This is a genomic window from Bradyrhizobium sp. GW821-FHT13H06, assembly GCF_058803975.1.
The window spans coordinates 396,894-420,564 of record NZ_JBXAPN010000002.1 but is presented as its reverse complement, the minus strand read 5'-3'; the positions used below and the strand labels follow the sequence as shown (position 1 = coordinate 420,564).

Genomic DNA, 23,671 nt, shown 5'->3' with positions numbered 1-23,671 from the left:
TGCTCGGCGGCTTGTGGCTGGTGCGCCGGAGGATACCGAAGGCAGATCCAAATCCACGCTGTCTTCGCGCGTGAGGCCGAGATGCCGGAATTGCGAGCAGCCGAATGATGTCCGGCGTTCGTCGAATGATCGTTTTCCAGGCACCTTCCAGCCGTCCATTCCAAAGTCCGCAGCAAGCTTCGGGTAGCCGATTGCGACCGCCGGGATCAGTCCATATGATCGAGAAGCAACTTCTCAGGTTACGGAAAGACGCGTCTGATGGACCGGCTGGAGGCGATGTCGGTGATCATCGCCGTCAATGAAACAGGAAGCTTTTCGGCAGCCTCCCGGCGTCTCAGGATGCCGGTCGCAACGGTCAGCCGGACGGTTGCCGAGCTGGAGGCGCGGCTGAACGCCCAGCTGTTTCAGAGGTCGTCGCGCCAGATGACGCTGACCGATGCGGGACGATCCTATATCGAGGCCTGCAAGCGGATCATCGAGCAGGTGGACGATGCCGAGAGGGAGGTCTCCGGCGAGTACAGAAGTCCGAGGGGCGATCTCGCGGTGACGGCGCCGTGGGGACTGGGCCACATGCACCTTCTGCCGATCGCGCTCGAGTTCATGGAGGCTTATCCCGAGATCGCGCTGCGGCTCGTCCTTACCGATCGCATCGTCAACACCGTCCACGAGAATATCGATGTGTCGATTCGTATCGGCAGTCTGCCGGACAGCAACCTGATCGCGACGCGGGTCGGCTCGGTCCGGTTCGTGCTCTGCGCCAGTCCCGGATATCTCGCGAAGCGGGGGCACCCGAGCGAGCCCGCCGATCTCGCGTCGCACGATTGTATCGGCGTCGACAGCCATGCGGCGCAGAAGAGCTGGAAGTTCGTCAAGGACGGCAGCGAAGTCACGGTGCCGATACGGTCGAGATTGACGGTGAGCGACTCGGAAGCGGCGGTCGAAGCTGCCGTCGCAGGTGCCGGCGTCACGCGCGTGATGTCCTACAAGATGGAGGCTGCGCGACGTTCCGGCAAGCTCGTCCTCATGCTGGAGGAATTCGAGCAGGCGCCCTGGCCGGTGCATATCATCTACGCGGAGCGAAAGCCCGCTCCGCTCAAGCTCCGCGCCTTTCTGGATTGGGCCACGCCGCGCCTCAAGGCGCGGCTGGCCTAGTTATTCCTTCACCGCGCTTGGGGCCTTGAGATCGGCTGGCGCGTCAGCCGGCGCGTCGATGAACGACTCGGCCGGCATCACCACGTGGCCGGCGAGCTTGGCCGGGAATTCGCCCTCGCTCTGCGCCTGCGCAGAACTGCGGTGAGAATGATCGTTGCGACGGTGCTGAGAAAAGTCCCGCATGTGCGTCCGCCTCTTGGCGGACGCACGCCTTCGGACGGCACGTTGCAGTTTTGTGAAGCCGGGCCAAAGGCCGCAGCTGCCCGCAGCACGTCACACGCCTTCGTAGACCAGCCTGGTGAAATAGCCGGGATCGACGACGAACTGCCCCCATTTCGCGTCGAACGCTGCGGTCGGCTTGGCAGCAACGGCCTCGTCCCTCGTCTTTCCCTGCTTCTTGAGGTTGCCGACATTGTCGCGGATGGCAACGAGCATGTCGCGGAATTCTTGGAGTTCGGCCTTGTTGCTGACGGGCTTGCCGTGGCCAGGAATGATGATGGTATCGCTCTTGGCCGCGGCGAGATTGGCGTCGGACGCCGAGATCATGCCATCGATGCTGCCGCCGGTGGAATAGTCGATGAAGGGATAGATGCCGTTCCAGTAGGTATCGCCCGCATGCAGGATATTGGCCTCGGCGAACGAGACGGAAACGTCGCTATCGGTATGTGCGGGTCCATAGTGCTTTAGCGAAATCGATGCGCCGTTGAGCTTCAGCCTGTGCTCCTGGGCGAAGACCTCGGCCGGCAGGGCCCCGGCGGGAGCGGGGAGGAAATTGTAGTCCCAGTCCTCGACTCGCTGGATGCCAGAGAGATGCTTGCGGGTGTTCTCGTGCGCTACGATCTTCGCACCCGCCGCATGCAGCCACTCATTGCCGTCGGCATGGTCGAAGTGCCAGTGCGTGTTGATCAGATGCGTGACCGGCTCGCCGCCGAGTTCGGCCAGCGCCTTGCTCAGCTGCGGCCGTGATACGCCGATTCCGGCATCGATCAGCACCTTGCCGTCTGGCCCGGTCAGGACGGCAATGTTGCCCCCGGACCCCTCAAGCACGCTGATGTTGTTGCGCAGCTTGTAGGTCGTGATGGGCGCTGTTGCCGCGCTGTCCTTGATCAGGCTGACGATGCCTCGGGCCTCGGCATAGGCCTGGCGCGGTGTGAGCCAGCCCGCGGTGGCCGCGAACGCTGCGCCGCCGACGCAACACAAGCAGAAGCCTCGTCGGGACAACGAATCGAGTCTTGGCGATGCCATGCAATTCTCGCTTTCGCGCGATCATCGACGGCGCCAACGATCGACCCCGCCTTCCGCGTGGCAGGTGGGGCCGAAACAGTGGAGCGGTCTATCACGATCGCACGATCGCTCGCGCGAAGCCGCCGTCTATTCCTTCACCGCACCGGTCAGCGACGAGACGTAGTAATCCACGAACAGCGAGTAGAAGATCGCGACCGGCAGCGAGCCGAGCAGCGATCCCGCCATCAGCGCGCCCCACTGGTAGACGTCGCCGGTGACGAGCTCGGTCAGGATCGCGACCGGAACGGTCTTGTTGGCGCCGCTCTGGATGAAGGCGAGCGCGTAGATGAACTCGTTCCAGGACAGCGTGAAGGAGAAGATGCCGGCCGAGATCAGGCCGGGCACCGCGAGCGGGAGCGTGATCCGCCGCAGGATCTGGAGCCGTGTCGCGCCGTCCACCAGCGCGCATTCCTCGAGCTCGTAGGGGATCGACTTGAAATAGCCGATCAGGAGCCAGGTGCAGAACGGCACCAGGAAGGTCGGATAGACCAGGATCAGGGCAAGCGGCGAGTCGAACAGGCCGAACTGCACCACGACGGTGGCGAGCGGAATGAACAGGATCGACGGCGGCACCAGATAGGCGAGATAGATGCCGAGGCCGACATAGGGGCTGCCGCGGAAGCGCAGCCGTTCGATGGCGTAGGCGGCCAGCGTGCTCGCGATCAGCGATAGCGTGGTCGAGCCGACCGCGACCAGCATCGTCGTCGTCAGCCAGCGCGGATAGGCGGTGTTGAACAGCAGGTGCTTGATGTGGGCGAGCGTCGGCGAGGAGATCCAGAACGGGTTGTTGTCCTTGTAGTTCATCAGCTCCGCGTTCGGCTTGAACGAGGTGATCGCCATCCAGTAGAACGGAAACAAGAGGATCAGCACGAAGCAGCCGAGCGGCAGGTAGATCATCATCAGCCGCCGCAGCCCGGAATCCCAGGCCATGGTGTCGGGCGCGGCTTTGGCGTCCGCGGTCGGTTGCGCGACGGTGTCAGTCATTGGCCTCTCCCTGCTGCCATTTGCGGCGCGCCAGGCCGAAATAGGAGAACAGCGTCGCGAACACCAGGAACGGGATCATCGAAACCGCGATCGCCGCGCCTTCGCCGAGCTCGCCGCCGGCGATGCCGCGCTGGAAGGCCAGCGTCGCCAGCAGATGCGTCGAGTTCACCGGGCCGCCGCGGGTGATGGCGTAGACCAGCTGGAAGTCGGTGAAGGTGAAGATGATCGAGAAGGTCATGACGATGGCGAGGATCGGCATCATCATCGGGAAGGTGATGTAGCGGAAGCGCTGCCAGGCGCTGGCTCCGTCGAGCATCGCGGCCTCGTAGAGCGAGGGCGAGATGGTCTGCAGGCCCGCCAGCAGCGAGATCGCGACGAAGGGAATGCCGCGCCAGATGTTGGCGGCGATCAGCGAGAAGCGCGCCGGCCAGGGCGAGCCGAGGAAGTCGATATTGCTCGACCGCCAGTGCAGCACGTCGACCAAAAGATACGAAATGATCGAGAACTGCGGATCGTAGATCCACCAGAACGCCAGCGCCGAGAGCACCGTCGGCACGATCCACGGCAGCAGGATGATCGCACGCAAGAGGCTCTTGAACGGAAAATGGTTGTTGAGCAGGAGCGCCAGCCAGAAGCCGAGCGCGAACTTCCCGAAGGTCGCGACTCCCGTATAGAGCACGCTGTAGAACACTGCGTTCCACCACAAGGGATCGGTGAGCAGATACTGGAAGTTTTCCAGGCCGACATAGGTGCCGCGCCGGCCGATCGTGGTGTCGGTGAAGGCGAGCCAGATGCCGAGTCCGAGCGGATAGGTCAGGAACACGGTGAGCAGCCCGATCGCGGGCGCGAGGCACATCACGATCAGGAACGGCTTGTAGTCGAACAATCGCACGATCCAGTTCGGCTGCCGGGCCAGCGCGCTGTGCGTTGAAAGAGCGGTTACGGACATCGGACCTTTGTCTCTTCAGGGCTCCAAGCTCATTCCGGGGCGATGCGCAGCATCGAACCCGGAATCTCGAGATTTCCCGGTGCGCATTTGCGCACCTGAGGTCTGGTGCTTGCGCACCATCCCGGAATGACGGCTCGTCATTGCTCCTCGCAATGACGGCCGCATTATCGGGACGTTACTTCGCGGCTTGCCGCCGGAAGTACCGCTTGCAGCGCTGCTCGGCCTCTGCTGCGGCGGCCTCCGGAGTGGCAGCGCCGGTTGCGACGGACGCGAACATCTGGATCAGCACGTAGTCGGCGCTGACGGCACCCGTCGCCGTCGAGATCGGGCCCTTGTAGCCGTCGTAATAGGTGCTGTTCATGGTGTCCTTGAACAGCTTCACCTTGGGATCCTGCGACCACACGGCAGCCTCGGCATAGGCGGCCAGCGGCTGGGACCAGTAGCCGGAGTTGGCATTGAGCCACGGCTCGTACTGGTCCTTTTCCAGCATGTATTGCAGGAAGGCTTTGGCGGCGTTGGGGTACTGGCTGTGCTTGAACGCCATGGCGTTCAGGGTCAGGCCGGCCATGGGCGAGATCTTTGCAACCCCCTTGGGCAGCAGCTGATGCTCGCTGTCCTCGGCAATCGCCTTGGTTGCCGGGTCGTTCTTCAGCGAGAAATACAGCGAGACGCCGTTGGCGGTCAGCGAGATCTCCTGCGAGGAGTAGGCGCGGTTGTTGCTGACGTCGTTCCACGACGGCGTGCCGGCGATGAAGGTCGGATAGAGCTGCTTGACCCAGTTCAGCGCGGCGATCGTCTCCTTGCTGTTGATGACGACGTTGCCTTCCTCGTCGAGCAGGGAGCCGTTGTGCGACCATAGCGCCCAGTTTGCGAAGCCGTTGCCGTCGCCCTTGGCGTTGCCGAGCGCGAAGCCGGCCGGTTTGCCGGCCTTGTGCAGCTTCTGGCACAGGTCGAGAATCCCGGCATGGTCTTCCGGCACCTTGTCGAAGCCGACCGATTGCAGGATCGACTTGCGGTAGATCAGGGGGCCCGCGGTGGCACCGAACGGTAGTCCGATCCAGGCGTCGCTCTTGTTCTTCTTGCCATAGCGTTGCGCCAGCGGCAGCCAGCCGCCATACCGCTTGCCGACATAGTCGGCGACGTCGGTCAGCTCGATCAGCTTGTCGATGTAGATGTGCGGCGCATCCGAGAAGCCGATGATGATGTCGGGACCGGCGCCGGAATTGGCGGTCACGGCGGTCTGCTGGTTGATGTCTTCCCAGCCGACGAAGTCGACCTTGACCTCGACCCCGGTCTCCTTGGTGAACTTCGCCGCGTTGGCGCGGAACACGTCCTCGTCGGCCTGGACGAAGCGTACCGGGCGCAGCATGCGCAAGGATGCGCCCTTTTCGATGTCGCGCTTGGGTGCCGGCACGTCGGCGGCCTTGATCGTCGACGACTGTGTTTGCGCTGCAGCACCGGTGGCTGCGAGCGTTGCAGCGGACAGGCCCAGCGCCAAGGCGTCACGACGTGTGATGTCGTTCCTCATCGGTTCCTCCCTATGATGTCTCCCTTCCCGGCGTTGATCGCCGGTGAAGGGCCGTTTCGGTCGTCGGCGCGTTCTACGCCGCCCGCCTAGCTGTTCGGTCCCCGGTCCATGCTGACGGGCTGCCAGCGGCGGAGCGCGGTGTTCTGCAGCACCGACGGATTGACGCAGCTTACCGGCCACATGCCCTGAAGCACCAGTGACAATTCGTAGCCCACGCGGCGCTTGCGTGCCTCGTCAAACCGTGCCGAGGCCGACGCCACATGGGCGGTCAGGGTCACGTTCTCCATGCCGAGCAGCGGATTGTTGTGCGAGGGCGGTTCCTTCTCCAGAACGTCGAGGGCGGCGTGCGCGATCCAGCCCTCTTGCAATGCCTTGATCAGGCTCTCCTCGTCCACGGTGGCGCCGCGACCCGTGTTGATGAAGATCGAACCCTTCTTCATCTGCCGAAAATGCTTCTCCGTCAGCATGTGATGCACCTCGGGGCGGGCCGGTGCGTGCATCGACACAAAGTCGGATTGCGACAACACCTCGTTCAGCGTCGCCGGGATCACGCCGTGGTCGTACATCAGGGTTTCCTGGATGAACGGATCATAGGCCATCATGCGCAGGCCGAACGGCGCCGCGCGCTTCGCAACTGCACGCGCCACGCGGCCGAACGAGATGAAGCCGAGCGTCTGGCCCATCAGCCTCGGGATCTTGAGCAGCGCCGGCCGGCCCTCGGCCCAGCGGCCGCTGCGCACCATCCTGTCCTGCTCGACCAGGCGACGGAAGCCCGCGAGCAGCAGCATCATGGCGTGGTCGGCGACCTCCTCGATGAAGGTGTCGGGGATGTTGGTGACGGGAATGCCGCGCGCGGTGGCGGCCTTGACGTCGACACTGTCGACGCCGACCGAGCCGAGGGTGATGACCTTGCAGCTCTCGAGCGTGTCGATGATCGACTTGGTGATCGGGATGCCCTTGGCGTAGATGGCGTCGGCATTCTTCGCGGCGGCGATGAACCCGGCCTCGTCGGCGGGCGCCTCGACGATCTCGGCATCGATCGGATCGAGCGCCTCGCGCTCATAGGAGTAATCGCTGCCCGCGACGGTGAAGCTCGCACCCTTCGGCGTCACCACCCTGTATTTCGGCATTTTCCGCTCCCGATTTGGTTTGTCGGTTCTTGTTGTGACCCGCCTCCGCGGGCAGGCCTGTGCGTCTTTTACGCGAAATCGATGCCGTCGCGTACAATTCACGGTTGTCGGGGGAGATAAATCTGCCGTTTCCGGCGACTGCGTCAGGGTTTCTACGGAGGCACGTAAGTAAGTTGCTAAGGGCTCCCGCACTAAAAGTTGATTCGATTTTAGTCGTTCTCGTCGCGCGCCCGTATCCCATCATTGCCGGAGCCAAACCGTGAAATTGAGTAATCTGAAGATCGCCCCGAAGCTCGGCATTCTCGTCGGCGTCACGCTGTTGGGGCTCTGCTTCTCCGGCGTCCTCGCCGGCTACCTGATGAAGCAGGAGATGGTGAGCGCACGCATCGACCAAGCCAAGGCGATCGTGGAGATGGCGCGCAACTATGCTGCCGCGCTCAAGAAGCGCGTCGACGCCGGCGAGATGACGAAGGACGCGGCGATGGCCGAGCTTCGCCGCTACGGCAACGCGATGACCTACGACAACGGCGCCGGCTACCTGTTCGGCACCTCATACGACGGCATCACCCAGCTCGCGCCCGATCCGAAGGTGATCGGCGCGAACCGCATGGACGTCATGACCAACGGCCGCAGGCTGTCCGTCGAGCTGATGGACGGCGTCAAGGCCAACGGGTCGATCCTGCTGCATTATGAATATATGAAGCCCGGTCAGGAGAAGCCGATCCGCAAGATCGGTTACGCGGTCGCGGTGCCTGGTCTCGACATGTATCTCGGCACCGGCGCCTATCTCGACGACATCGATGCCAAGATGGGGCCGGTCTACTGGATGCTCGGCATTGCAATGCTCGGCATCGTCATCGTTGCCGGCGGCGTCGCCTGGCTGATCGGTCGCGGCATCAGCAGCCCGCTGGCGCTGCTCGGCGCCCGCATGAAGGACCTCGCCGACGGCAAGCTCGAGGGCGACATTCCGGGCGTCGGCCGCGGCGACGAGGTCGGCGCGATGGCCTCGACCGTGCAGATCTTCAAGGACAACGCGGTTCGCATCCGCGCCCTCGAGAAGACCGAGGCCGATGCCAAGGAGCGCGCCGCGGCGGAACGTCGCAGCGCGATGGAGGAGATCGCCAACGACTTCGAACGCAGCGTCAACGGCATCGTCCGCTCGGTCTCCTCGGCCGCCGCCGGCATGCAGACGACGGCGCAGTCGATGACGGCAACCGCCAGCGACGCCTCCTCGCGTGCCGCGACGGTCGGCGCTGCCTCGCAAAAGGCCTCCGGCAATGTCGGCACGGTCGCGGCGGCCGCCGAAGAGCTGTCGAGCTCGGTTGCGGAAATCTCCCGCCAGGTCACCCGCTCGACCGAGGTCGCGAGCCGCGCCGTCAGCGACGCCGAGCGCACCAACGCCACCGTGCAGGTGCTCTCGACCGGCGCCGAGAAGATCGGCGAAGTCGTCAAGCTGATCCATTCGATCGCCGCGCAGACCAACCTGCTCGCGCTTAATGCCACCATCGAGGCGGCACGTGCCGGTGATTCCGGCCGCGGATTCGCGGTCGTCGCCTCCGAAGTCAAGGCGCTCGCCAACCAGACGGCGAAGGCGACCGAGGAGATCTCCGCGCAGGTCGCGGCGATGCAGACCTCGACCAGCGACGCGGTCACGGCCATCTCCGGCATCACCCAGACCATCGCCGAGATGAGCGAGATCACCGCGGGCATTTCCGCATCGATCGAGCAGCAGGGCGAGGCGACCCGCGAAATCGCCCGCAACATCCAGTCGGTCGCGGCCGGATCGAACGAGATCAACGCCAATATCGGCAGCGTCACCTCGGCTGCGGAAGCAACCGGCACGGCGGCAACCGACGTGCTCACCAACGCCCGCGAGCTGGACAGCCAGTCCGGCGCGCTGCGCAGCGCGGTGGACGGCTTCCTCGCCAAGGTGCGCACGGCGTAAGCTCAACACGAGAGCCTTGCCATCAACTCCGACGTCATGCCCGGGCTTGTCCCGGGCATCCACGTTCTCGGGCACCGCGCGCGGATATCCGTGGATGGCCGGGACAAGCCCGGCCATGACGGAGAATGCGGAGTACGCTGAACTCGTACGGTGGGCAAAGACGCGAAGCGTCGTGCCCACCTCTTCTTTTTGAGCTCGTCGAGATGTCGGTGGGCACGCTACGCTTTGCCCACCCTGCGAGAGCCGTGCCGTGGACTCTACTGCTTCTCGATCTTCGCGTTCGTGATCAGCTTCTCCCACAGCACGAGCTGCTCGTTCACGAACGTGCCGAGCTGTTCCGGCGTCCCCGAGAACGCGTCCATGCCGAGCGTGGCGAGCTTGGCCTTGATCTCCGGATTCTCGACGATCTTCCTGATCTCGGTGTTGAGCCGGGTCACGATCTCCTTCGGCATGCCGGCCGGCCCGAAATAGCCCTGCCAGGACGAGATGTCGAAGTCGGGCACGCCGGCCTCCTGCATCGAAGGCAGGTGCGGCACCAGCGGCGAGCGATCCTTGGTGGTGACGGCGAGCGCGCGCAGGGCGTTGCCGTTGACGTGGGGCAGGCCGGTCAGGATGTCCACGAACATCATCGAGACGCGACCGCCCATGACGTCGTTGAGCGCCGGCGGCGAGCTCTTGTAGGGCACGTGCAGGAGGTCGAGCCCGGCATTGTGCGCGAAGGTCGCGCCCGAAACGATCGCCGACGACGAGCCCGAAGCGTAGCTCAGCTTGCCCGGATTGGCCTTGCCGTAGGCGACGAGCTCGGCGACGGACTTGGCCGGCACTTCCGGATTGATGACCAGCATGAACGGCAGGTCGCCGGTGCGCGCGATCGGGGTGAAATCCTTGACCGGATCGTAGGTGAGGCTCTTGAGCAGATAGGGATTGGCGGAATGCGTGGTGTTGGTCGTCACCAGCAGCGTGTAGCCGTCGGGAGCGGCCTTCGCGACATAGGTCGCCGCGAGCATGCCGTTGGCGCCGGCCTTGTTCTCGATCACGATGCCGACGCCGAGCGCCTGCGACAGATGCTGCGAGATCAGACGCGTCGTGGTGTCGGTGCCGCTGCCGGCCGCGAACGGCAGCACCAGCGTGATGTTGCGGCTCGGATAGTTGTCGGCCTGAGCCGCGGATGTTGCGGCGAGGCAAAGTACGGCCGCGCCGACGGTCCGCAGGTTTCGAATCAACGCTGAAATCATATTTGGTCGTTCCCTCTTTTTCGTTGGCGGGGAACCTAGCGTCTCTACGTTGAAATCGGAAGACGGGAGTTTGTCTCGTGCCCCGGACGCTGCGCAGCACGAAGTGATGCGCTGCAGAGCCGGGCCATGCTGCGGCGAACTGGGTCCCGGGTCTGCGCTTCGCTTGTCCGGGACGCGAGAGCGCTCACGTCCGTCACGCGGAATTACTTCACTGCCGAGCCCTGGCGCGATGCGATCACGACGCCGGCGAGCACCAGCACGTAGCCGATCAGGTGAAACGCTTGCAGCTTTTCGCCCAGCAGCAGGATCGCCATCGCCGAGCCGAACACCGGCACCAGATGGAAGAACGGCGCCGCCCGGTTCGGCCCGATCAGCGCCACCCCGCGGTTGAAGAAGAGGTAGGCGAGGGTGGAGGGAAAGATCAGGATGTAGCCCAGCGTCGCCAGCGTGATCAGGTCGAATTGCAGCACGCGGCCGCTGGCGGCCTCCCAGATCGCCGTCGGCAGCAGCATCGTCGCGCCGCAGCAGGTGGTGAAGGACAGGAAGGAGAGCTGATGGATCTTCGGCCGCCGCGGGATGAAGGCGGAGTAGATGCCGAACGCCACCAGCGACGAGGCGAACATGATGTCGCCCCTGTTGAAGCTGATGCTCTTGAGCGCGGCGAGATCGCCGCGGAGGATGATGATCAGCACGCCGAGAAGCGAGATCGCGATGCCGCCGAGCTGCGCGCCCGTCAGCCGCACGCCGAACAGCACCAGCGACCACAGCGCCACGAACAGGGGGCCTGCCGACTGGATCAAGAGCGCGTTCAGCGCCTCGGTGTATTGCATCGCCCAGTACGAGATCGCGTTGTTGAAGGCAAAGCCCACCAGCGACAGGAACAGCATCAGCGGCAGGCTCCTGCGCAGGGCGGGCCAGTCGCGCTTCAGATGCGGCCAGGCGAACGGCAACAGGATCAGGAACACACCGTACCAGCGGATCGTGGTCACCGTCAGCGGCGGCACATGCGCGCCGACATGGCGTGCGAGCACGATGTTGCCGGCCCAGAACAGCGAGGTCAGGCTGAGCAGCAGATAAGGCTGGTTGTTGAGCCAGCTGGCCGGATTCGAGGCCGGTGGCGCGGGCGAAGCGGTCGTCATTGGCGTTGCATGCGAGCTTGCGCCGGTTTGTCGTTGTGACACAAGTCACAGAGCCGCAATGCTACAATGCAGGCATGACCCGAGGAGGTGCCATTGGCGGTCAATATGTTGAACATTGAGGGCCTGGAGCAACTCGATGCGCAGGCGCCGGTGGTGATGCTGAACCTGATGCGTTTCCATGCGCGTTCGCGCGACGGCGACGGGTCCGGCTGGGATGCTTATCTTCGCTACAGCGCGATCACGGTGCCGATGATCAGGGCACGCGGCGGCACGCTGCTCTGGACCGGCGAGGCCAAGACGGTCGCGCTCGGTCCGCACGACGGCAACGAATGGGACTTTGTGGCGCTGGTCTATTATCCGACGGTCGCGGCCTTCCTCGACATGATGACGTCGGAGGCTTACGAGCGCGAGGCCGATCCGCATCGCGTCAACGGCTGCGCCGAGCATGTCATCATCGCCACCAGCGAAGCCTACAGCAAGTTCAAGGTGAGGTAGGCTGTCCGTCGCGCGGCGCGCTTCTTCCCCACTCCCCTTGTGGGAGAGGGTGGCTCGCCGCGAAGCGGCGAGACGGGTGAGGGGTTTCTCTGTGCGAGTCCAACTCTCATTGGAATGTGCGTGTGGATACCCCTCATCCGGCGCTTCGCGCCACCTTCTCCCACAAGGGGAGAAGGAAGAGCTATGTCGCCTGCTTCCTTGACGCTGCGAACACGCCCGCCAGCACCAGGGCGAAGCCGATGAAGTGGAACGCCTGCGGGTGTTCGCCCAGAAACGCCATTGCCATGATCGAACCGAACACGGGCACGACATGGAAGAACGGCGCGGCGCGGTTGGCGCCGATCAGGCGCACGCCGCGATTGAAGCAGAGATAGGCGAGCGCCGAGGGGAAAACGGCGACGTAGAACAGGGTCAGCAGGTTCGGCCCGTCGAGCTTCATGACCGGGCGTGCGGACAGTTCCCAGATCTCCAGCGGAATGAGACAGGCGGCGCCGCAGCCGAAGGTGAAGGCGAGGAACGAGAGGCCGTGCATCGGCGGCCGCTTCAGCGTCAGCACCGAATAGAGCGCGAAGATCAGGAGCGCGAGGAGGAAGATCAGGTCGCCCTTGTTGAAGTCGATGTTCGACAGCGTGGTGAAATCGCCATGGAGCAGGATGGTCAGCACGCCGCACATCGACAGCAGCACACCGAAGGCCTGCGCCGCGGTGAGCCGGATGCCGAGAATGACCAGCGACCACAGCGCCACGAGCAGCGGCGCGGCCGATTGCAGCAGCAGCGTATTGAGCGCCTGGGTATGCTCCAGCGCCCAATATTGCAGCGTGTTGAAGGCGCCGATGCCGGTGACCGAGAGCGTGATCATCAGGCCGAGCTTGCCGCGGATCGCCGGCCAGTCCTGCACGAGGTGCTTGAAGGCAAACGGCAGGACCAGCAGGAAGGCGAAGAACCAGCGCAGGAACGACAGCGTGACCGGCGGAATGTGGCCGGCGGCGAGCCGTCCGACGATGGCGTTGCCGGCCCAGCACAGCGCGGTAATGCTGAGCAGCAGATAAGGCTGGTTGGCGATCCAGCTGTGTCCGGATGTTTCCGCGCTCGTGGTGTGGCCGGTGGCGGACATGTGGCTGTTGGGGCCCCGCGTGGAATACGCCGAAGCCTCCGGCCCGGCGAGACCCGGGCCGGCTGATCACCCGGCGCTGTCCAAAGACACGGAAATCGAGGTTGCATCAATGGGGCGCGGACGCATCGCGACCATGCAGCGGCGAAGGCGGCCTCTCGCGCTTTGGTCGAAGCCATCGCGCCGGCCCGGAAGGTTTCTGGATTTTCGGGGGATATCAAAGGCTTGGAGTGCGCGTTGAGCCTGAAAAAAGCCCCGTTCTTGCTTGCCTAGAGGGGCTGCTTCCTTTATCCGGTTGGGCTGCCTCGCGTGCGAACGGCCTCGGCCGGGAATTGGGCTGGGCGCAGGCATGATCCCGGAAAAGTGGATCCCGGTTTTCCGTTCGGATCATGCCACTTACAGAGAAATCTTCGAAGGATTACCCGCGCATGGCCAATGTTGTCGTCGTCGGCGCCCAGTGGGGCGACGAAGGGAAGGGCAAGATCGTCGACTGGTTGTCGGAGCAGGCGGATATCGTCGTCCGCTTCCAGGGCGGTCATAACGCCGGCCACACGCTGGTGATCAACGGCAAGACCTACAAGCTCGCGCTGCTGCCCTCCGGCGTGCTGCGCGAGGGCAAGCTGTCGGTGATCGGCAACGGCGTGGTGTTCGATCCCTCCGCCTTCCTCGACGAGGTCACCAAGCTCAGGGCGCAGGGCGTTGCGGTCTCTCCGGACAATCTGCGCGTCGCCGAGAACGTCACGCTGATCCTGCCGCTGCACCGCGAACTCGATGCGCACCGCGAATCCGCCAGCGCCGCGACAGCGATCGGCACCACCCGTCGCGGCATCGGGCCTGCCTATGAGGACAAGGTCGGTCGCCGCGCCATCCGCCTGATGGACCTCGCCGACCTCGACACGCTCCCGCACAAGATCGACCGGCTTCTTGCCCACCACAACGCATTGCGCCGCGGGCTCAATCTGCCGGAGTTCGACGGCAAGGAGATCCTGACGGAACTGACCGCGCTGGCGCCGCAGCTGCTGCCCTATGCCGAGACGGTGTGGCGGCTGCTCGACATCAAGCGGCGCGAAGGCAAGCGCATGCTGTTCGAGGGCGCACAAGGCGCGCTGCTCGACGTCGACCACGGCACCTATCCTTACGTCACCTCGTCCAACACGGTGGCGGCGCAGGCCGCGACCGGCGCCGGCCTCGGGCCGGGCGCGGTCGGCTACGTGCTCGGCCTGTGCAAGGCCTACACGACCCGCGTCGGGCAGGGCCCGTTCCCGACCGAGCAGGACAACGAGATCGGCCGCAAGATCGGCGAACGCGGCCGCGAGTTCGGCACCAATACCGGCCGTCCGCGCCGCTGCGGCTGGTTCGACGCCGTGCTGGTCCGCCAGGCGGTCCGGACCTGCGGCATCAACGGCCTCGCGCTGACCAAGCTCGACATCCTCGACGGCTTCGATTCGATCGAGGTCTGCACCGGCTACAGGCTCGACGGCAAGGAGATCGACCATTTCCCGGCCGGCGAGGGCGCCCAGGCCCGGGTCGAGCCGATCTACGAGACCATCGAGGGCTGGAAGGAGCCGACCGCCAGCGCGCGGTCCTGGGCCGACCTGCCCGCTCAGGCCATCAAATATGTCCGGCGGATCGAGGAATTGGTGGGGTGCCCGGTCGCGCTGCTTTCCACCAGCCCCGAACGCGAAGATACTATCCTCGTGCAAAATCCGTTTGAGGCTTAACGATATCTTACCGGGACGCGCGTATAGTTGAGTAGAAATGGCTGATTACTATCCGCTGATCGCCCGTGCTATTGCCGCCTTGGACCCCAACGCTCCCGGCGAAAGCCGTCGCGCGCTCTATGAGAGGGCACGCACGGCCCTGATCGCGCAGCTGCGGAGCGTGCAGCCGCCGCTTTCCGAATCCGAGATCACGCGCGAACGGCTGTCGCTGGAAGAGGCCGTTCGCAAGGTCGAATCGGAGGCCGCCCAGCGTGCCCGCGAGGCCTCTCGCCCGGGTGGTGGTGCCCGTAGCAGCGGTGATGCCTTCCGCCGGGCCAGCGCCCGCGCCGGCGAGGGTAACGCTCCCGCATCTCAGCCGGCTCCGCCGCGCACGCGACCGGCCCCGACGCCGCCGCGGGCCGACCGCCCGTCAATCAGCGTCGATGAGCAGGGCGAGGCCCCGCGCCCGCCCCGCGCTCCCCGTTTCGACGCCCCGCGCCCGCCGGGACCGTCCGCCCCCCCGCCGCCGCCGGAGCCGCCGCCCGCCGGGCGCGATCGCGCGGGGGCGCGCCGTCCGCCCGACGTCGGACCCCCGCCGCCGCTGCCGCCAGCACCGGGCGTGCGCGGCTTCCGCGACATCACGGCCGATGCCAACGATCTCGGCGGCGCAGCCGCGCAGGCCAGCCGCGCCGCGCGCCGCACCTATGCCAACGTGCCCTCGCCCTCGCCGGAATTCGACCGGCTGGAGCCGAGCCTGGAAAACCGCACCGCCGAGTCCGAGGCGCCCTATTCCTACGATGAAGCGATCGAGGAGGCCGAGCGCTACGCGCCGCCGTCGCCGCGTCCGCGCGCCGCGCCCGAGCGCGAGGCCAAGAAGCGCGTCCGCACCGGCTCGGCATTTCCGTTCAAGAGCGCGATCGCCGTTGGCATCGTTCTGATCCTGGTCGGCGCCGGCATCCTTTGGGGCAAGCAGGCCGTTCAGATCGTCAACGGCTTTCTCAAACCGTCCGCGACTCAGGTCGCGGAGACGCCGAGCCCGGCGCAACCGCAGAGCAAGCCGAAGATTCCGGATCGCGTCGGCCAGCCCTCGGCCAGCGACCAGCCTGTCGCGCCGGTGGCGCAGAAGGTCGTGCTCTATGACGAGGATCCGTCCGATCCGAAGGGCAAGCAATATGTCGGCTCGGTGGTCTGGCGGCTCGAGCCGATCAAGGCCTCGGGCAACCAGAAGGCCGACGTCGCCGTGCGCGCCGACATCGAGATCCCCGACCGCAAGTTCAAGATGACGATGTCGTTCCGCCGCAACACCGACTCCTCGCTGCCGGCGAGCCACACCGCGGAGCTGACCTTCATCCTGCCGCCGGATTTTCCGGGCGGCAGCGTCTCCAACGTGCCCGGCATCCTGATGAAGTCGAACGAGCAGGCGCGCGGCACGCCGCTCGCAGGCCTCGCGGTCAAGGTCACCGACGGCTTCTTCCTGGTCGGCCTCTCCAACGTCGATGCCGATCGCGCCCGCAACGTCCAGCTCCTGAAGGAGCGCTCCTGGTTCGACGTGCCCCTGGTCTACGCGAACCAGCGCCGCGCCATCATCGCCATCGAGAAGGGCGCCCCCGGCGAGCGCGCCTTCAACGACGCCTTCGCGCAATGGGGCGACTGAGCTCTTCACCTCTCCCCAACGGGGAGAGGTCGGATTGCCTCGGCGATGCGAAGCATCGTCCGGTGCAATCCGGGTGAGGGGCCGCATCATCTTGTGAGACCGCAACCCCTCACCCGGATCGCATCTATCGATGCGCTCCGACCTCTCCCTACGGGAGAGGTGAAGCAAGCCGTCTCGCGGTCAGTGACCTAGTCGAAATTGAACCGTTTTACCGCGCCGCCGCTTCGCGCTTGCGCGATGCCGCGGCGGCGGCGTGCTCGCGGTCCATTACGGCGCGGCAGCCGGGGCTGACCTGCGACTTGTTCCTTACCATGCAGGCGGTGATCCGTGGAATGTCCGGGATCTCGCTGGAGCACAGCCGCATCGCGTCGCCCGAGCACATCTGCTGTGCTTCGGACGAGAAGGCGAGGCCAGGTGATGTCTGGAGTGCGAGGCTGGTGACGGCGAAAGCAAAGAGCGAAGCGATCGTCTGATGGCGTGTCATGCGGATGGGTCCCCGATTTCCCTAGGGCTTGAGCCACTTGGTTCTTGGGGCGCCGCACGCGGCTTGATCTGCCGTACGTCACAGCCTTCACGCCGGGAACTCTGGTCCCGCATGTGGTCGCTCGATTTCTTGATGCTCGAATCGAAAGTGCTGCGCCGCCCGAGCGAAGTATGCGCCATTGGCACGCGGCTGCAATGGCCGGCGCAAAGGAATTCGCAATTGTTGCGCGCGAGTCACGTCGCGCGCGATCAGATCAGCCGATCGGAGGATGCGCCCGTTTGTTCCGCATCGCTCACGCCGAGAGCGGCAGCGTGTTCCTCGACGGCGGTGACGCCCTTCGCCGTGAGCTCGAACAGATCGCCGTCCTTCATCACGTAGCCGTCGGCGATCAATTGCCCGACCTTGCCCTGCCGCTCGTCGGCAAAGGCAACGGATTGGCTGATGTCCCGCAGGATCGAGAGTTGTTCGTCGCGCAACATGGCATCACTCTCCGTTCGCGGGATGGGTTCCGATCCTCACATGCCGTGGCTCTGAAAGACCTTGCTGCAAGCGCGCGACAGCTTGGCGCGGTTGGCCTGCAGGCAGCCCTGCACGGCCATGTCGTTGCCGAGCTCCTTGCGGCAGAAGCGCGATGCATCCCGCGAGCAGGCCTTCTGCTCCTGCGGCGTGCCCATGTGGCCTTGGGCGAATGCGGGGACACTTGAGAGGCCGCCCAGGGCTGCCAGCAGCATGATTGTCGCCAGAACGAGTTGAGGGGACATCGGCGGCTCCAATCTGCCAGGGTCAAGTTCAGGTCCAGCATGAACTCGTCGCCTTGCCACTTGTTCCGCTCGGGTGAGGACCCCGGGCGCCCCGCTGTTCAAGGTTCCCGCTGCGCTGCTATAATATTGGCGAAGGATGAGGGTATTTGATGAAACGCTATCTGGTGTTTGCGCTGGTCGGCCCGTTCGTGGGCGGGTTCCTGCTGCTGCTGACGACGACCTATCAGTCCGGCTATTGGGCCCAGACCAGCCTCGGCGAGGTCGGCAAGCTGTTCGCGGTGTTCTTCAAGACCCTGCAATACAGCTATCTGTTCGGCTTCCTGCCCGCGCTGATGATCGGCGCGGTCGACGACATCCTGATCCATATCCGCCGGATCGGTCCGGGCCTGCGGATGCTCCTGGTCGGCCTGTTCGCCTTCGTCCTGGCGTCGCTCACCTACAGCTCGCGCGGGCCGGATTCGGGCGCGGTGCAGTTCATCCTGTATGGCCTCGTCGGATTCGTGCCGGCGGCGATTTCATCCTGGCTCGTGCATCGCTATGTCGAGGAGCCGCAGGCAGCGGCGGCGCCGACCTGACGCGCGGCATTCGATCGCGGCGGCAACCTCCGTCGCCGCGGCGCGTTGTCCAGAGACCATGACCATGTCCGACGATGACATCCTTGCTCCTCGCAGATCCCGTACGGGGAGCAGCTCGCGTGCGCCCTTTTCCGGCAAGGAGGCGCGCGGGCCGATCATCGACCAGGAAGGCCACGAGATCAGGCCCGAGAGCCTGGAGCAGGGATTTCGCGAGTTTCGCTTCGAGTTCGGGCAAGGGAGTCCGTTCGGCAACCTGACGCGCGAGCAGCGGATCGCGCGTATCGAGGCGATCGCGAAGCTGCTCGACGTCGCCTTCGTCCTGCCCGGCACCAACATCCGCTACGGCATCGACGGGCTGATCGGCCTGATCCCCGTCGTCGGCGACATCATCACGACCGCGATTTCGTTGTGGCTGGTGCGCGAGGCCCGCGCGCTGGGCGCGCCCTGGTACATCACCGGGCGCATGCTCGGCAATGTCGCGCTCGACGGCGTGGTCGGCCTGGTGCCGTTCGCGGGCGACGCCTTCGACGTGATGTTCCGTGCCAACATGCGCAACGTGCGCCTGCTCCGCCGCTGGCTGGAGAAGCAGCCGCGGATGTAGGATCGCTCCTCTCCGCAATTGATGCATATGCTCGAACGGTCGTCATGCCCGGGCTTGTCCCGGGCATCCACGTTCTTTGTGCCGCGGCGCGAGGCGTGGATGGCCGGGACAAGCCCGGCCATGACGCTGTGGAAGCATGAAAGCCCCAAACGCAAAAAGCGCGACGGCCTTTCGGCCATCGCGCTTTCTGCGCACATCGGAGGCTTGCGAAAAGCTTACGCCGCGTCGGCGTCGGTCTCCGCGGCCGGCGCGGGCTTGGGCCGACGGGGCAGCGGGAAGGCTTCGCTCTCGTACAGCGAGCGGATGCCGTTCTGGTCGAAGCGGGCTTCCTCGACCTGGAGATAGGCGCCGTTCAGCGAATCCGTCGGCAACTGCTCCATAGCGAACTGCACGGCCTCGGCCGCGGTGCCGAACCGGCGATAGGTGAAACCTGCGCGCTTCTTCTTGCGGATCGCGGCGGGAAAGAGTTCGGCGGAGGTGTTGAAGTTGAACGGACGCAGTGGACGCATGGTCAAAGACCTCGTGATCTTCTCTGGGGCTTTAAGCGCGTGGGGTTGGGGAGGGCAGGAGCCGCCAGGCGGGCCCGCCGCATGTCATTCTCGTCCACTAATATAGGCCGATTTGACAGAAATGCGACCCCTGCGACGCGAGATGATGAATCCACGCATGGCAGCTCCGCGAGCGAAATAAATTGAATTATTTCAATAACTTAGATGGTTTACATCTTGCCAAGAAGCAGCAGCACGACCAGTACCACCAGCACGACCCCGCCGATGCCCATGCCGGAATGGCCCAGACCATAGCCGTAGCCGCCGAACCGGCCGGACAGGCCGCCGAGCAGATAGATGATCACCAGGATGATCAGGATGGTCCCAAGCGTCATGGCATCCTCCCTGGCGGCCGCCGAATGCGCTGATCGGCCGCACCGCCAAGGAAGAAAAGCACATCACACCGCCGGGTTCCACCGGGGAACCCGGCAGCGCCCAAGGTTATTTGGGCTCGAGCTTCAGCGCCGCGGAATTGATGCAATAGCGCAAGCCGGTCGGCCCGGGGCCGTCGGGGAAGACATGGCCGAGATGACCGCTGCATTTGGAGCAGAGCACCTCGGTGCGGATCATGCCGTGACTCGTATCCCGCTCCTCGTCGATATGGCTCTCGACCGCGGGCTGGGTGAAGCTCGGCCAGCCACAGCCGGAATCGAACTTGGCGTCGGACGCGAACAGCACATTGCCGCAGCCGGCGCAGACATAGGTGCCGGCGCGCTCGTCGTGCTCATATTCGCCCGAGAAGGGACGCTCGGTCGCCTTCTCACGCAGCACCGCGTACTGCATCGGCGTCAATTCGCGCCGCCACTGCTCTTCGCTCTTGATGACCTTGTCGTCCGTGATCTTCGTCTTGGTGTCGGGCATGGGTCTCCCGTTTCTCTCTTGCGATCAGTTGGTGGCCTTGCTGGCATTCACCAGCGTCGGCTTCTCAATGTAGTTGTCCGCGAACAGCTTTTTCAGGTTCTCGACCTTCGGGATGTCGTTATAGGCGATGTAGGGCTGGTTCGGGTGCAGCGTCAGATAGTCCTGGTGATAGGCCTCCGCCGGATAGAACGCCTCGAGCGCGCCGAGCTTGGTCACGATCGGCTTTTTGAAGACCTTGGTCGCGTTGAGCTGGGCGATGTAGGCCTCGGCCACCTTCTTCTGCTCGTCGGAGGTGGTGAAGATCGCCGAGCGATATTGCGGGCCGACGTCCGGGCCCTGGCGGTTGAGCTGGGTCGGGTCGTGCACCACCGAGAAGTAGATCTGAAGGATCTTGCCGTAGGAGATCTTCCTCGGGTCGTACTTGATCTCGACCGACTCGGCGTGGTCGGTGCGCCCGCTCGAGACGGTCTGGTAGTCGGCGGTCGCCTTGGTGCCGCCGGCATAGCCGGAGACCGCGTTGACGACGCCCGCGGTGTGCTGGAAGACGCCCTGCACGCCCCAGAAGCAGCCGCCGGCGAGGACGGCGGTCTGGATGCCGTTCGCGGGCGCAGCGTCTACGGTGGGGGCGGGGATCACGACCGCATCCTCCGCGGCCCGGGACGGCATCGTGAAAGCCAGCGTCAGGGCGGTGGTTGCGGCGAGCAGGGAGGCGATGGCGGTTCGGCGCATGGCAATCCTCTTTCGGAAGGGCTGACAGTCTAGGGCGGCCGGCAGCAGGCGAACAGCCCGCTCGGCCGCGTTTTCGTATCATCCGAGATACGGACGCAGCCGCCGATTGTTACGCCGGGGCGGACACGAGATCGTGACGGCGCGATCGCCCGGCGGCGCGGGCGACGTCAGCACGCCACGCTTGCTCGCGCCCGCTCACGCCAGCGAATTGAACCAGTCGAACGCGGTCGACCGTCCGCTCAGGACGTCCGCCTCGCCATAGAGGCTCGACAGGAACGTGTCGCGATGGCTTGCGCCCTTGACCGGAACGCCCTCCGCGAAATGTCCGCCGGCGGCGATTGCGGGCCGCACCAGGCGTGGATGCAAAGCCTCGTCGGCCAGCCCGTAATAGAATCTGATCGGGGAATCATAATCCCAGAAGGTCGCGCTGTTGGCGCCGAGGCGGCGCTGGAGGGCGCTGTTCGCATCGCTGGTGAAGCGATCGAAGAAGCCATCGACGAGGAAATCGCCGGCGGGAGGAATCCTCTTCGCGATCTCGCCTTCGAGGCTGTAGTCGGACCAGTACGTCTCCGCGAACGCCTGATACTGCGGCTTGATCGCCGTCTTGAACAAGCCGTTCAGCCCGTAATAGCGCCGATAGCTGCCGAGCAGGACGATCATGCAGGGCGTGATCCAGGCCGGCGGCATCGGATACGAGCTGTCCGAAGCCGGAATAAAAGCGGCGGGGTTCGCCCAGTAGTGAAAGCTCTCGGCGAGATTGTTGAACGGACTCTGTGTCGCGGTCGCACGCACCTTGATGCCGCGGCGCTGCATCTCCTGCTTCAGCCACTGCGTGTTCAGGGCGCCCTGCGACCAACCGTTCAGGAACAGGGAGGACTGGCGCAGGCCCAGTATCCGCAGCTCGAGCAGCCCCGCCTTCAAGATGTCGAGGCAGCATTGCACGGTCGCGCCCTTCACGGCATAGGCTTCGCTCCGGCCATTGCGATAGGGGCCCTTGCCGACATAATCGGCCGCGACGACCGCGTAGCCGTTGCCGGCGAAGCGCTGCACGTTGAACAAGGTCTCGATCGAATCGACGTTGTCGCGCAGCTCGTATGTCTCGTCCTCCAGCCGCAGCAGGTTCGAGGGGACCTGGTCGAACGACAGGATCGTGCCGTGCTGCCATGACAACACCGGAACAGCGCCGCGCGCGCCGGCCGGGACGGCAAGCAGGCCGCTGACCTTGACGCGTTCTCCCGTCTCCGGGATGCGCGTGAAGGTGACGATGCGCCTCAGCTCCACGTCATGGCGCGCCGCATATTTGTCGGCAAAGCTCGCCGGCAGAATATTGCCTTCGTTGAAGACGGCATAGAATTTTGCCGCCAGCGTATTGAGCCGCTCCTTCGAGATTCGCACCGATCCGCCGGACGCCGCAAGGGCAATCCCTGGAGCAGTGATCGACAGCGCGAGCGAACCGGCTGCCGCGCTCGCCGATTTCAGGAAGTCCCGACGGCTCGCCGTGAGACCATCGAGATCGGTATGGGGATGCTCAGGCCTTGTTGCGCGCGCCATCTTCGCTCCACTGCAATGCGGTTTTCGTACGGATACATCGCAAAGCCTAGCGGGCAGTGAATGCATCTCGGTGAAGCCGCTCACCCGGAGATCGGCGAGTTCTACACCACCACGCTGAGCCGCTTCGCCGCCCGCGTGATGCCGGTATAGAGCCACCGGGCCCTGGACTCCTGAAACGCAAAGCTCTCGTCGAACAGCACGACGTCGTCCCATTGCGAGCCCTGCGACTTGTGCACGGTCAGCACGTAGCCGTAGTCGAACTCGTCATAGGGTTTGCGCTGCTCCCAGGCGATCTGCTCGATGCCGCCCTCGAAGCAATCGGCACGCACCGAGACCTTCGTCACCTTGTGGCCGAAATCCTCGTCGGGCGAGAGCCGCATGCTGAGGATGCGCGATTTCGAGCGCGAGGTATTGCGCGACTTCACGCGCCACAGGCCGCCGTTGAACAGGCCCTTCTTGCGGTTGTTGCGCAGGCACACCAGCTTGTCGCCGGCGACGGGAAAGGCGTCCTCGATGTTCTGGCGCTGGCGCACCCGCATGTTGTAGGCGCGCCTTGTGTTGTTGCGGCCGACCAGCACCTGGTCGGCGCCCATGACGCGATCGGGATCGAGCTCTTTCCGCGACACCACCTCGCTCTCGCCATAACGGCCGATATCGAGCTCGCGTCCCTCGCGGACGTCCATCGACATCCGCACGATCGGGTCGTCCTGGGCCTGGCGGTGCACCTCGGTCAGCATCGCATCCGGTGTGGTGTTGGTGAAGAAGCCGCCGCCCTGGATCGGCGGCAGCTGCGCGGGATCGCCCAGCACCAGGAGCGGGCAGTCGAACGACATCAGGTCGCGCCCCAATTCGGCATCGACCATCGAGCATTCGTCGATCACGATCAGCTTCGCCTTCGATGCCGGCGCGTCGTCCCACAATTCGAAGCTCGGTTGCTCCTCGCCGGATTCGCGGGCGCGGTAGATCAGCGAGTGGATGGTGGACGCGTCGTCGCAGCCCTTGTTGCGCATCACCAGCGCGGCCTTGCCGGTGAAGGCGGCGAACTTCACCTCGCCATCGACGCCGTCGGCGATGTGCCGCGCCAGCGTGGTCTTGCCGGTGCCGGCAAAGCCGAACAGGCGGAACACGGGCGGCGTGCCGTTGCGGCCCGGCTTGGCCTTGAGCCAGTCGCCGACGGCCTTGAGCGCGGCATCCTGATGCGGGGTGAAAGTGGCCATGTCTGTCTTGAGGAGGGGCGAAAGAGGCGATTCGCCAT

The 23,671-nt window shown here is 64.9% G+C and carries 25 protein-coding genes; 7 read left to right on the top strand and 18 right to left on the bottom strand.

What is annotated here, in order from left to right; genetic code table 11:
- The first annotated feature begins 258 nt into the window (after positions 1–258).
- Positions 259–1,152 (top strand): LysR family transcriptional regulator, encoded by an 894-nt coding sequence (locus tag AC1RQP_RS08835; protein ID WP_492936637.1) that lies wholly within the window; start codon positions 259–261, stop codon positions 1,150–1,152.
- On the opposite strand, the gene AC1RQP_RS08830 is transcribed toward AC1RQP_RS08835, so the two are convergent.
- The 6 genes from AC1RQP_RS08830 to AC1RQP_RS08805 form a co-directional block, all read right to left on the bottom strand.
- A complete protein-coding gene (locus AC1RQP_RS08830; RefSeq protein ID WP_492937153.1) occupies positions 1,153–1,335 on the bottom strand; it encodes a hypothetical protein in 183 nt (60 codons plus the stop codon).
- 90 nt (positions 1,336–1,425) lie between these two features.
- On the bottom strand, positions 1,426–2,397 hold the full coding sequence (locus AC1RQP_RS08825) for an MBL fold metallo-hydrolase (protein WP_492936636.1): 972 nt from the start codon (positions 2,395–2,397) through the stop codon (positions 1,426–1,428).
- Positions 2,398–2,523: 126 nt separating this feature from the next.
- A complete protein-coding gene (locus tag AC1RQP_RS08820; RefSeq protein ID WP_061880788.1) occupies positions 2,524–3,420 on the bottom strand; it encodes a carbohydrate ABC transporter permease in 897 nt (298 codons plus the stop codon).
- Complete coding sequence (locus AC1RQP_RS08815; protein ID WP_492936635.1) at positions 3,413–4,369, bottom strand: carbohydrate ABC transporter permease; 957 nt, start codon at positions 4,367–4,369, stop codon at positions 3,413–3,415. Before AC1RQP_RS08815 ends, AC1RQP_RS08820 begins: the two co-directional genes overlap by 8 nt.
- A 175-nt stretch (positions 4,370–4,544) precedes the next feature.
- Entirely contained in the window at positions 4,545–5,897 is a 1,353-nt protein-coding gene (locus tag AC1RQP_RS08810) for an ABC transporter substrate-binding protein (protein WP_492936634.1), read from the bottom strand.
- A gap of 86 nt (positions 5,898–5,983) precedes the next feature.
- Positions 5,984–7,027 carry a C-terminal binding protein gene (locus AC1RQP_RS08805; RefSeq protein WP_239626983.1) on the bottom strand — a complete coding sequence of 348 codons (1,044 nt, stop codon included), beginning with the start codon at positions 7,025–7,027 and terminating at the stop codon, positions 5,984–5,986.
- A gap of 259 nt (positions 7,028–7,286) precedes the next feature.
- Between AC1RQP_RS08805 and AC1RQP_RS08800 the strand changes: the two genes are divergently transcribed.
- On the top strand, positions 7,287–8,972 hold the full coding sequence (locus tag AC1RQP_RS08800; RefSeq protein WP_492936633.1) for a methyl-accepting chemotaxis protein: 1,686 nt from the start codon (positions 7,287–7,289) through the stop codon (positions 8,970–8,972).
- Positions 8,973–9,229: 257 nt separating this feature from the next.
- Here AC1RQP_RS08800 and AC1RQP_RS08795 read toward each other — a convergent pair whose 3' ends face one another.
- On the bottom strand, positions 9,230–10,207 hold the full coding sequence (locus AC1RQP_RS08795; RefSeq protein ID WP_492936632.1) for a Bug family tripartite tricarboxylate transporter substrate binding protein: 978 nt from the start codon (positions 10,205–10,207) through the stop codon (positions 9,230–9,232).
- Between the two features lie 203 nt (positions 10,208–10,410).
- Complete coding sequence (locus AC1RQP_RS08790) at positions 10,411–11,346, bottom strand: DMT family transporter (RefSeq protein ID WP_454643611.1); 936 nt, start codon at positions 11,344–11,346, stop codon at positions 10,411–10,413.
- A 105-nt stretch (positions 11,347–11,451) separates the two neighbouring features.
- Here AC1RQP_RS08790 and AC1RQP_RS08785 point away from each other — a divergent pair, with 105 nt between their 5' ends.
- Positions 11,452–11,841 (top strand): DUF1330 domain-containing protein, encoded by a 390-nt coding sequence (locus AC1RQP_RS08785; RefSeq protein WP_492936631.1) that lies wholly within the window; start codon positions 11,452–11,454, stop codon positions 11,839–11,841.
- A 181-nt stretch (positions 11,842–12,022) separates the two neighbouring features.
- Here AC1RQP_RS08785 and AC1RQP_RS08780 read toward each other — a convergent pair whose 3' ends face one another.
- A complete protein-coding gene (locus tag AC1RQP_RS08780) occupies positions 12,023–12,955 on the bottom strand; it encodes a DMT family transporter (RefSeq protein WP_239626974.1) in 933 nt (310 codons plus the stop codon).
- A gap of 425 nt (positions 12,956–13,380) precedes the next feature.
- Here AC1RQP_RS08780 and AC1RQP_RS08775 point away from each other — a divergent pair, with 425 nt between their 5' ends.
- Together AC1RQP_RS08775 and AC1RQP_RS08770 are read left to right on the top strand one after the other, a co-directional pair.
- Positions 13,381–14,673 carry an adenylosuccinate synthase gene (locus tag AC1RQP_RS08775; protein ID WP_492936630.1) on the top strand — a complete coding sequence of 431 codons (1,293 nt, stop codon included), beginning with the start codon at positions 13,381–13,383 and terminating at the stop codon, positions 14,671–14,673.
- A gap of 37 nt (positions 14,674–14,710) precedes the next feature.
- On the top strand, positions 14,711–16,306 hold the full coding sequence (locus AC1RQP_RS08770) for a hypothetical protein (RefSeq protein WP_492936629.1): 1,596 nt from the start codon (positions 14,711–14,713) through the stop codon (positions 16,304–16,306).
- Between the two features lie 208 nt (positions 16,307–16,514).
- Here AC1RQP_RS08770 and AC1RQP_RS08765 read toward each other — a convergent pair whose 3' ends face one another.
- The 3 genes from AC1RQP_RS08765 to AC1RQP_RS08755 all read right to left on the bottom strand — a co-directional run bounded on the left by AC1RQP_RS08765 (position 16,515) and on the right by AC1RQP_RS08755 (position 17,551).
- Positions 16,515–16,790: a hypothetical protein gene (locus tag AC1RQP_RS08765; RefSeq protein ID WP_210343535.1), complete on the bottom strand. Its 276-nt coding sequence runs from the start codon at positions 16,788–16,790 to the stop codon at positions 16,515–16,517.
- A 248-nt stretch (positions 16,791–17,038) separates the two neighbouring features.
- Entirely contained in the window at positions 17,039–17,269 is a 231-nt protein-coding gene (locus AC1RQP_RS08760; RefSeq protein WP_492936628.1) for a hypothetical protein, read from the bottom strand.
- Positions 17,270–17,305: 36 nt separating this feature from the next.
- Positions 17,306–17,551: a hypothetical protein gene (locus AC1RQP_RS08755; protein ID WP_492936627.1), complete on the bottom strand. Its 246-nt coding sequence runs from the start codon at positions 17,549–17,551 to the stop codon at positions 17,306–17,308.
- Positions 17,552–17,700: 149 nt separating this feature from the next.
- Here AC1RQP_RS08755 and AC1RQP_RS08750 point away from each other — a divergent pair, with 149 nt between their 5' ends.
- A complete protein-coding gene (locus AC1RQP_RS08750; RefSeq protein WP_061880775.1) occupies positions 17,701–18,126 on the top strand; it encodes a DUF5413 family protein in 426 nt (141 codons plus the stop codon).
- A 58-nt stretch (positions 18,127–18,184) separates the two neighbouring features.
- The gene (locus AC1RQP_RS08745) at positions 18,185–18,727 is read left to right on the top strand and encodes a DUF4112 domain-containing protein (protein ID WP_492936626.1); all 543 of its coding nucleotides are present in this window, start codon (positions 18,185–18,187) and stop codon (positions 18,725–18,727) included.
- Positions 18,728–18,942: 215 nt separating this feature from the next.
- Here the strand turns inward: AC1RQP_RS08745 and AC1RQP_RS08740 are convergent, their stop codons facing one another.
- The 6 genes from AC1RQP_RS08740 to AC1RQP_RS08715 form a co-directional block, all read right to left on the bottom strand.
- Positions 18,943–19,236 (bottom strand): hypothetical protein, encoded by a 294-nt coding sequence (locus tag AC1RQP_RS08740; protein WP_027560969.1) that lies wholly within the window; start codon positions 19,234–19,236, stop codon positions 18,943–18,945.
- Between the two features lie 209 nt (positions 19,237–19,445).
- Positions 19,446–19,610, bottom strand: coding sequence for a DUF3309 family protein (locus AC1RQP_RS08735; RefSeq protein WP_239626961.1), 165 nt, complete (start codon positions 19,608–19,610; stop codon positions 19,446–19,448).
- 106 nt (positions 19,611–19,716) lie between these two features.
- Positions 19,717–20,136, bottom strand: a complete 420-nt coding sequence (msrB, locus tag AC1RQP_RS08730; protein ID WP_239626959.1) for a peptide-methionine (R)-S-oxide reductase MsrB — start codon at positions 20,134–20,136, stop codon at positions 19,717–19,719.
- 24 nt (positions 20,137–20,160) lie between these two features.
- Entirely contained in the window at positions 20,161–20,865 is a 705-nt protein-coding gene (msrA, locus tag AC1RQP_RS08725) for a peptide-methionine (S)-S-oxide reductase MsrA (protein ID WP_492936625.1), read from the bottom strand.
- Positions 20,866–21,060: 195 nt separating this feature from the next.
- Complete coding sequence (locus AC1RQP_RS08720; RefSeq protein WP_492936624.1) at positions 21,061–22,416, bottom strand: twin-arginine translocation signal domain-containing protein; 1,356 nt, start codon at positions 22,414–22,416, stop codon at positions 21,061–21,063.
- 101 nt (positions 22,417–22,517) lie between these two features.
- The gene (locus tag AC1RQP_RS08715) at positions 22,518–23,633 is read right to left on the bottom strand and encodes an ATP-dependent DNA helicase (protein ID WP_492936623.1); all 1,116 of its coding nucleotides are present in this window, start codon (positions 23,631–23,633) and stop codon (positions 22,518–22,520) included.
- Positions 23,634–23,671: the final 38 nt, after the last annotated feature.

Coding starts and splice junctions, on each gene's coding strand:
- AC1RQP_RS08835 (WP_492936637.1), top strand. CDS start 259: ATGGACCGGCTGGAGGCGATGTCGGTGATCATCGCCGTCAATGAAACA.
- AC1RQP_RS08830 (WP_492937153.1), bottom strand. CDS start 1,335: ATGCGGGACTTTTCTCAGCACCGTCGCAACGATCATTCTCACCGCAGT.
- AC1RQP_RS08825 (WP_492936636.1), bottom strand. CDS start 2,397: ATGGCATCGCCAAGACTCGATTCGTTGTCCCGACGAGGCTTCTGCTTG.
- AC1RQP_RS08820 (WP_061880788.1), bottom strand. CDS start 3,420: ATGACTGACACCGTCGCGCAACCGACCGCGGACGCCAAAGCCGCGCCC.
- AC1RQP_RS08815 (WP_492936635.1), bottom strand. CDS start 4,369: ATGTCCGTAACCGCTCTTTCAACGCACAGCGCGCTGGCCCGGCAGCCG.
- AC1RQP_RS08810 (WP_492936634.1), bottom strand. CDS start 5,897: ATGAGGAACGACATCACACGTCGTGACGCCTTGGCGCTGGGCCTGTCC.
- AC1RQP_RS08805 (WP_239626983.1), bottom strand. CDS start 7,027: ATGCCGAAATACAGGGTGGTGACGCCGAAGGGTGCGAGCTTCACCGTC.
- AC1RQP_RS08795 (WP_492936632.1), bottom strand. CDS start 10,207: ATGATTTCAGCGTTGATTCGAAACCTGCGGACCGTCGGCGCGGCCGTA.
- AC1RQP_RS08790 (WP_454643611.1), bottom strand. CDS start 11,346: ATGACGACCGCTTCGCCCGCGCCACCGGCCTCGAATCCGGCCAGCTGG.
- AC1RQP_RS08785 (WP_492936631.1), top strand. CDS start 11,452: ATGTTGAACATTGAGGGCCTGGAGCAACTCGATGCGCAGGCGCCGGTG.
- AC1RQP_RS08780 (WP_239626974.1), bottom strand. CDS start 12,955: ATGTCCGCCACCGGCCACACCACGAGCGCGGAAACATCCGGACACAGC.
- AC1RQP_RS08775 (WP_492936630.1), top strand. CDS start 13,381: ATGGCCAATGTTGTCGTCGTCGGCGCCCAGTGGGGCGACGAAGGGAAG.
- AC1RQP_RS08770 (WP_492936629.1), top strand. CDS start 14,711: ATGGCTGATTACTATCCGCTGATCGCCCGTGCTATTGCCGCCTTGGAC.
- AC1RQP_RS08765 (WP_210343535.1), bottom strand. CDS start 16,790: ATGACACGCCATCAGACGATCGCTTCGCTCTTTGCTTTCGCCGTCACC.
- AC1RQP_RS08760 (WP_492936628.1), bottom strand. CDS start 17,269: ATGTTGCGCGACGAACAACTCTCGATCCTGCGGGACATCAGCCAATCC.
- AC1RQP_RS08755 (WP_492936627.1), bottom strand. CDS start 17,551: ATGTCCCCTCAACTCGTTCTGGCGACAATCATGCTGCTGGCAGCCCTG.
- AC1RQP_RS08750 (WP_061880775.1), top strand. CDS start 17,701: ATGAAACGCTATCTGGTGTTTGCGCTGGTCGGCCCGTTCGTGGGCGGG.
- AC1RQP_RS08745 (WP_492936626.1), top strand. CDS start 18,185: ATGACCATGTCCGACGATGACATCCTTGCTCCTCGCAGATCCCGTACG.
- AC1RQP_RS08740 (WP_027560969.1), bottom strand. CDS start 19,236: ATGCGTCCACTGCGTCCGTTCAACTTCAACACCTCCGCCGAACTCTTT.
- AC1RQP_RS08735 (WP_239626961.1), bottom strand. CDS start 19,610: ATGACGCTTGGGACCATCCTGATCATCCTGGTGATCATCTATCTGCTC.
- msrB (WP_239626959.1), bottom strand. CDS start 20,136: ATGCCCGACACCAAGACGAAGATCACGGACGACAAGGTCATCAAGAGC.
- msrA (WP_492936625.1), bottom strand. CDS start 20,865: ATGCGCCGAACCGCCATCGCCTCCCTGCTCGCCGCAACCACCGCCCTG.
- AC1RQP_RS08720 (WP_492936624.1), bottom strand. CDS start 22,416: ATGGCGCGCGCAACAAGGCCTGAGCATCCCCATACCGATCTCGATGGT.
- AC1RQP_RS08715 (WP_492936623.1), bottom strand. CDS start 23,633: ATGGCCACTTTCACCCCGCATCAGGATGCCGCGCTCAAGGCCGTCGGC.